The 6402-nt window shown below is 73.0% G+C and carries 7 protein-coding genes; 2 read left to right on the top strand and 5 right to left on the bottom strand.

Features of this window, described 5'->3' with window-relative positions; translation table 11 throughout:
• On the bottom strand, positions 1-1148 hold a 1148-nt coding region (locus VFZ20_RS03795), incomplete at its 3' end, for an MATE family efflux transporter (RefSeq protein WP_329682498.1).
• A 352-nt stretch (positions 1149-1500) separates the two neighbouring features.
• On the opposite strand from VFZ20_RS03795, the gene VFZ20_RS03790 reads away from it, so the two are divergent.
• Together VFZ20_RS03790 and VFZ20_RS03785 are read left to right on the top strand one after the other, a co-directional pair.
• Complete coding sequence (locus VFZ20_RS03790) at positions 1501-2250, top strand: DUF305 domain-containing protein (protein WP_329682497.1); 750 nt, start codon at positions 1501-1503, stop codon at positions 2248-2250.
• A gap of 56 nt (positions 2251-2306) precedes the next feature.
• The gene (locus VFZ20_RS03785) at positions 2307-4295 is read left to right on the top strand and encodes a hypothetical protein (RefSeq protein ID WP_329682496.1); all 1989 of its coding nucleotides are present in this window, start codon (positions 2307-2309) and stop codon (positions 4293-4295) included.
• Between the two features lie 197 nt (positions 4296-4492).
• On the opposite strand, the gene VFZ20_RS03780 is transcribed toward VFZ20_RS03785, so the two are convergent.
• From VFZ20_RS03780 to pyrF, 4 genes are all read right to left on the bottom strand, one after another.
• Positions 4493-4759 carry a DUF2277 domain-containing protein gene (locus VFZ20_RS03780; RefSeq protein ID WP_329682495.1) on the bottom strand — a complete coding sequence of 89 codons (267 nt, stop codon included), beginning with the start codon at positions 4757-4759 and terminating at the stop codon, positions 4493-4495.
• Positions 4760-4774: 15 nt separating this feature from the next.
• Entirely contained in the window at positions 4775-5197 is a 423-nt protein-coding gene (locus VFZ20_RS03775) for a hypothetical protein (protein ID WP_329682494.1), read from the bottom strand.
• A 66-nt stretch (positions 5198-5263) separates the two neighbouring features.
• Complete coding sequence (locus tag VFZ20_RS03770; protein WP_329682493.1) at positions 5264-5719, bottom strand: hypothetical protein; 456 nt, start codon at positions 5717-5719, stop codon at positions 5264-5266.
• A gap of 17 nt (positions 5720-5736) precedes the next feature.
• Positions 5737-6402, bottom strand: a 666-nt coding sequence (pyrF, locus tag VFZ20_RS03765; RefSeq protein ID WP_329682492.1) for an orotidine-5'-phosphate decarboxylase, incomplete at its 5' end; no start/stop codon positions are given.

Genomic DNA, 6402 nt, shown 5'->3' with positions numbered 1-6402 from the left:
ACGAAGAAGAAGAAGAGGCCGATGAACGCCGCGCCCGCGAACGCCACCCGCGCCGCCACGTGCACGGCCTGCTCCGCGCGGTCCGGCTGGCCCGCGCCCAGGTTCTGCCCCGCCACGGCCGCCGCGGCGCCCATCAGCCCCACCGACGACCAGGTGATGAGCGAGAACAGCTGGCCGTACGACACGGCGTACGCGGCCTGCGCCACCGCGCTCTGCGCCAGCGAGCCGATGTACGCCAGCAGCAGCAGCCCGCCGATGTTCATGGCGATGCCCTGGATGCCGGCCGGCAGGCCAAAGCGAAAGAGCGAGCGGATGACGGTCCAGTCCGGCGCGTAGCCCTGGCCGCGGGGAAAGCGCACCACCCATCCCCCGCGCGTGAGCTTCCACAGCGAGTACAGCGCGAGCGACCCCGCCGCGATGGCCGTCCCCGTGGCGGAGCCGGCCGTGCCCAGCGCGGGGATGGGGCCCAGCCCGGGCACCAGCACCACGTTCAGGGCCACGTTCAGCAGCGTGAGCGTGATGCCCAGCACCATGGGCGTCCGCGCGTCGCCGGCGCTGCGCAGGGCGGCGCTCGTCATGAAGAAGATCATCATCCCGCTGCTGAACACGAGCGAGATGCGAAGAAACGGCAGCGCCTGCGCCTGCACGGCCGGCGCGGCGTTCACCAGCCCCAGCAGCCAGGGCGCCGCGAAGAAGCCCACGGGCGCCATCACGCCCAGGGAGATCCCGGCGGCCGTGAGGAACGCCTGGTACACCGTGCGGTCCGCCCGCTCCTCGTCGCCCGCGCCGGCAAAGCGCGCCACCAGCACGCTCATCCCCGTGAACACGGACATGATGAAGGCCAGGACGACGATCCAGATCTGGTTCGCGACACCGATGCCCGCGTTGCCCGTAAAGCCCACGTAGTGGCCCACCATCACGTGGTCCACGATCCCCTGCAGCCCCCCGAAGATGTTCGTGAGCATGGTGGGCCAGGCCAGCTTCCACACGGTGGGCCGCAGGGGGCCCTCCACGATGGAGCGGTCAAAGCGCCGTCCGCCCGGCGCCGCGGGGGCGGCCGGCGCGGCGGGCGCCACGGGGGGCGCGGGCGCGTCCGCCGGGTCCACGGCGGCGAGGTCGGCGGGCAGGTCGGCGGCGGGCTGGTTCACGGGATCGGCAGACGGGAAAGGCCCGCGACGGGCACGGGCGCAGGGCGCGGAGGACGGTACGCCGCGCCCCAAGAATAAACCCGCGCGCAACGGGGTGGAAGAAGCGCCCGACCGTCCCCCTCGATCCGCCGCGGAAACGGCTCGGATACGGGCATGGGACGCGGCCGCACGGAAGGCGACGCAACTCCCCGCATTCAAACCGGGTATCATGCCGGTTCGGGTGCGCGCGCGGCCGCGCACAGTGGCGCGGGAGCTCGCAAACCTTGCCATCCCGCGCACTCATGCTAGTATCGATCGTTCGTTCAGCACGCGCGCGGCGCCCGCCGCCGCCGGCCCGAGGAGACGTACCGCCATGCAACCGCCGTTCATCCGCCCCCGCAGCCTGGCCCTGACGGCCGCCCTGCTTACCGTTGCCGTGGCGTCCGCGGACGCGCAGGACCATGGCGCGCACAGCGTTCCCCGCAGCGACTCGGCCGCGCTGGCGTCCGCGCGCCCGGACCACAGCCGCTATCCGTGGACGGAGGCGGACGCCCGCTTCATGTCCATGATGATCGGCCACCACGCGCAGGCCATCGAGATGTCGCGCCTGGCGCCGGAGCGGGCCGAGAGCCCGGCCGTGCGCACGCTGGCGTCGCGCATCATCAACGCGCAGCGGGACGAGATCCACACCATGCAGCAGTGGCTGCGCGACCGCGGCCAGCCCGTCCCCCAGCCGGCCGTCCTGGCGGCGGAGGGCGGTGCCGGCCACGACGCGCACGCCGGGCATGACGCACCCGCGGCGCAGGCCAATGCGAACGCCGGCGGACACGAGGGCCACGAGGGGCACGACGGCGGGCTCATGCCGGGCATGCTCACCCCGGAGCAGCTGCGGCAGCTGGAGCAGGCGCACGGCGCCGAGTTTGACCAGATGTTCCTTACCTTCATGATCCAGCACCACCGCGGCGCCACGCAGATGGTGCGCGAGCTGTTCGGCACCAACGGCGCCGGCCAGGACGAAACCGTCTTTCGCTTTGCGACGGACGTGAACGTGGACCAGGAGACGGAGATCGCCCGGATGCAGCGCATGCTGGCCGAGGTGGTGTTCGGAACCCCGATCCCGTGAGGTTGCAGGACCCCGCAGTACGCAGTCTCCCCATCACCCGGTCACAGGAAGCGACCATGCAATTCGTATCACGGATCCGCCCCGCCGGGGCGCGGTCCTCCCGCGCCACCCTGCGCGCCCTGCCGCTGGCCCTCGGGCTGGCCATGGCGGGCCAGGCGGCCGCGCAGGGCACGTCCGCGCCCAACCCCGATCCGCGCGTGGGGCTGCGCGCCGGGATGATGGACGCGGCCGAGGCCACCTGGAACATGCGCGTGGTGAGCAAGACGCCGCCGCCGCAGGGGTTCCTGGGCAGCACCAACTCCGACCTGGCGTTCTCGGGCAACTACGCCATCCAGGGCAACTACAACGGCTGGCAGATCTGGGACATCAGCAACCCCGCGTCGCCCCAGCTGGTGAGCGGGTTCGTGTGCCCGGCGTCGCAGAGCGACGTGTCGGTGTACAAGAACCTGCTCTTTGTCTCGGGCGAGGGGCTCACGGGCCGGCTTGACTGCGGCACGCAGGGCGTGCGCGACACGGTGAGCACGGACCGCCTGCGCGGCCTGCGCATCTTCGACATCACCGACATCCGCAACCCGCGCAACGTGGGCAACGTGCAGACGTGCCGCGGCTCGCACACGCACACGGTGCTGGCGGACCCGCGCGACACGGAGAACGTGTACGTGTACATCAGCGGCTCGGCGGGCGTGCGCTCGCCCAACGAGCTGCCGGGGTGCTCGCGCGCCACGCCCGAGGAGGACCCCAACTCGGCGCTGTTCCGCATCGAGGTCATCAAGGTTCCCCTGAACAACCCGGCGGCCGCGGCCATCGTGAGCTCGCCCCGCATCTTCAACGACCTGGCGGCGCCCCCGCGCCACGGCGAGACGGCCACGGACCGCGCCGAGGCGGCCCGCGCGGTGGCCGCCGCCCGCGCCCGCGGCGAGTTCACGGCCGAGATCTTTGGCCAGGAGCGCGTGGTGCCGGGCAGCTTCACCCGTCCGCTGCTGGACAGCATCGTGCGCGCGCGCGGCGGCACGGGCGCGGCCACGTCGGCCGACAGCGCGGCCCTGCGCCAGGCGCTGCCGGGCATCGTGGCGCGCCAGTTCGGCGGCGGCGGCGGCAACAACGACCGCCGCGGGCCCACGCAGTGCCACGACATCACCGTCTACCCGGCCGTGGGCCTGGCGGGCGGCGCGTGCGAGGGCTACGGCATGCTGCTGGACATCAGCGACCCGGTGAACCCGCGGCGCATCGCGGCCGTGGCCGACAGCAACTTCTCGTACTGGCACTCGGCCACGTTCAGCAACGACGGCACCAAGGTGCTGTTCAGCGACGAGTGGGGCGGCGGCGGCCAGGCCAAGTGCCGGGCCACGGACCCCAAGGAGTGGGGCGCGGACGCGATCTTCACGATCTCCAACCGCCGCGACATGCAGTTCCAGAGCTACTACAAGCTCCCGGCGCCGCAGACGGCGCAGGAGAACTGCGTGGCGCACAACGGCTCGCTCATCCCCATCCCGGGGCGTGACGTGATGGTGCAGGCGTGGTACCAGGGCGGCATCTCGGTCTTTGACTGGACGGACCCGCGCAACCCGCGCGAGATCGCCTTCTTTGACCGCGGCCCGTCGGATGCCACGCGCATGGGCCCCGGCGGCTCGTGGTCGGTGTACTGGTACAACGGCTCCATCGTGAGCAGCGAGATCGCCCGCGGCCTGGACGTGCTGGAGCTCACGCCCAGCGCGTTCATCTCGCAGAACGAGATCGACGCGGCCAAGACGGTGCGCTGGGATTACCTGAATGCCCAGGGTCAGCCCCAGATCGCGTTCCCGCCCAGCTTCGCGCTGGCGCGTGCGTACGTGGACCAGCTGGAGCGCGGCAACGGCCTGGCCGCGGCCCGCGTGACGGCGGTGCGCCAGGCGCTGCAGCGCGCCGAGGCGGCTTCGGGCGCCGCGCGCCGCACGGCCCTGACGCAGCTGGCCACGCAGCTGGACGGCGACGCCGGCCGCGCGGCCGACGGCGCCCGGGTGCGGATGCTGGCCGGCGCCGTGCGCGACCTCGCGGGCGCGCGCTGAGCCCCATCTTCAGCTGATCTGATCGGCTGAAAAACAGATCGGCAGCGGCGGATCCCTCATCCGCCGCTGCCGATCTTCTTTTCTCCCAGGCTTTTACCGCATTTTCACGCAGAGGGAGCAGAGGCAGCAGAGTACTTCGTCGCGCGAACGAAGTACTCTGCGCCTCTGCGGCTCTGCGTGAGAATCCCTTGGTCGTTTCAGCCGAAGCGCCTGGCGGAGCGCAGCTTGGCCTTGCGCGCCTCTTCGTCGCGGTCACGCGGCGGCGCCTTTACGTCCAGCGCATCGATCAGGCGGCGGGCGGATTCCGTGATCTCGTCGACCGCCTGGTTGAACGCGGCCTCATTGGCCCGCGACGGGTGCGTGGTCCCGCTGATCTTGCGCACGAACTGCAGCGCCGCGGCCCGCACCTCGTCTTCCGTGGCCGGCGGCTCAAAGTTCGCCAGCACCTTGATGTTGCGGCACATCCCGTCGTCTCCCGTTCACGCGGTCGTGTCCGCCGCGGCGGTGTCCGCGGGGACGGTGTCCGTCTCGTCCTCGTCCACCAGGTCGCACGGCATCAGGTCCACCGACGACGCGGGCGAGTCCGTCAGCCGCCAGCGCCAGCAGCGCGAGCCGCCCGGCTGCAGCTGCTCGGCGTAGCGCTGCGGGCCCGCCGCGCCCCCGCCGATGGTCTCCGCGCGCAGGGCGATGGCGCCCCCCGTGACGATAAGCGGCTTGCACACGCGCTCGCCCGGCAGCACGTCGAACCGCACGAGCCCCGCCCGGGCCGTGAGGGCGCCGTACGCCGCCGTGGCGTTCTCCACGCACAGCCGGAAGGGCTCGGGGGCGGGCTCGTTCCGGTCACGCTCGCGGGCGGCGCAGGCGGCCAGGAACAGCAGAAAAAAGGCGGAGACCCGCTTCATCGTCATGCCTCGTCGTCAGGGGGAGCGGCGGCGGGGGCGCACGCTCCATGCCCGCGCCGGGCCAACCTACCGCATCACCCGCAGCTCGCGAATGCGCCACGCGCCGTCCTCCCACACGCCGCCCACGTAGACCACGGACGACAGCGTCTCCGACACGCCCCGCGGCCGCGCCACCCACGTGAGCTCGCCGAACCCGCGCAGGGGCGTGCCGCCGGACACCGTCGCGGCCGTGGGGCGCACCGTCACGGTCTCGCGGTCCGCGAACAGGCGGCGCAGGGCGGCGGCGGCGTTGCGCGGCTGCACCTCGCCGGGGCCCTCGCCGGCCAGGTCCAGCAGGATGCGGCCGTCACGCGGCGCCAGCTCCACCAGCGCGTCGGACTGGCCGTCGGCCCACAGGCGGGCCACGCCGGCCACGAACGCGCTGAGCGACTGCGCGCTCCCCTGCTGCTGCGCGGCCAGCCCGCGCGGGGCGAAGACTGCCAGCAGCAGCGCGAGGAGAAGGGCGATTCGGTTGATCTTCATCGATCCAGCACTCGGGTTCATCCGGAAATCAGCTGCGGCGCGGCGCCGTCCAGCTCGGCCACGGCGCGCTCCAGCGCCGCGGCCGGGTCTGCCGCCGCCGTGACGGAGCGGCCCAGGATCACGTAGTCCGCGCCCAGGCGGGCGGCTTCGGCGGGCGTGGCCACGCGGCTCTGGTCGCCCGCGGCGTCGCCCGCCAGGCGAATGCCCGGCGTCAGCACGCGAAAGCCGGCGCGCGTGGCGCCGCGGATCACGGGCAGCTCGGCCACGGAGGCCACCACGCCGTCCATCCCCGCGCCCTGGGCAAGCCGCGCCAGCCGCGCCACCTCGTCGTCCGCCGTCACGGCGTCGCGGCCCCACGCCTGGGCCACCTCCGCCGCGGACAGCGACGTCAGCACGGTGACGGCCAGGAGCTTCGGTCCGTCACCGCCGCGCGCGTCGGCGGCGGCGCGCAGCATGGCGGCGCCCCCGGAGGCGTGGAGGGTCAGCAGCTCCACTCCCAGGCCCGCGGCGGACTTCACCGCGTGCGCGACGGTGTTGGGGATGTCGTGCAGCTTGAGGTCCAGGAACACGCGGCAGCCGCGGTCGTGCATGGCCCGCACGACGTCGGGCCCCTCGGCCGTGAACAGCTGCAGCCCCACCTTCACGAAGTCGGCCCCGGGCCCCAGCCGGTCCAGCAGCTGCTC

It is taken from the genome of Longimicrobium sp. (assembly GCF_036280135.1).
Classification (GTDB): domain Bacteria; phylum Gemmatimonadota; class Gemmatimonadetes; order Longimicrobiales; family Longimicrobiaceae; genus Longimicrobium.
This window is presented reverse-complemented; position numbering and strand designations above follow the sequence as displayed.

Bases quoted from the DNA above. Each gene is read 5' to 3' on its own strand.
- VFZ20_RS03790 (WP_329682497.1), top strand. From the start codon at position 1,501: ATGCAACCGCCGTTCATCCGCCCCCGCAGCCTGGCCCTGACGGCCGCC.
- VFZ20_RS03785 (WP_329682496.1), top strand. From the start codon at position 2,307: ATGCAATTCGTATCACGGATCCGCCCCGCCGGGGCGCGGTCCTCCCGC.
- VFZ20_RS03780 (WP_329682495.1), bottom strand. From the start codon at position 4,759: ATGTGCCGCAACATCAAGGTGCTGGCGAACTTTGAGCCGCCGGCCACG.
- VFZ20_RS03775 (WP_329682494.1), bottom strand. From the start codon at position 5,197: ATGAAGCGGGTCTCCGCCTTTTTTCTGCTGTTCCTGGCCGCCTGCGCC.
- VFZ20_RS03770 (WP_329682493.1), bottom strand. From the start codon at position 5,719: ATGAAGATCAACCGAATCGCCCTTCTCCTCGCGCTGCTGCTGGCAGTC.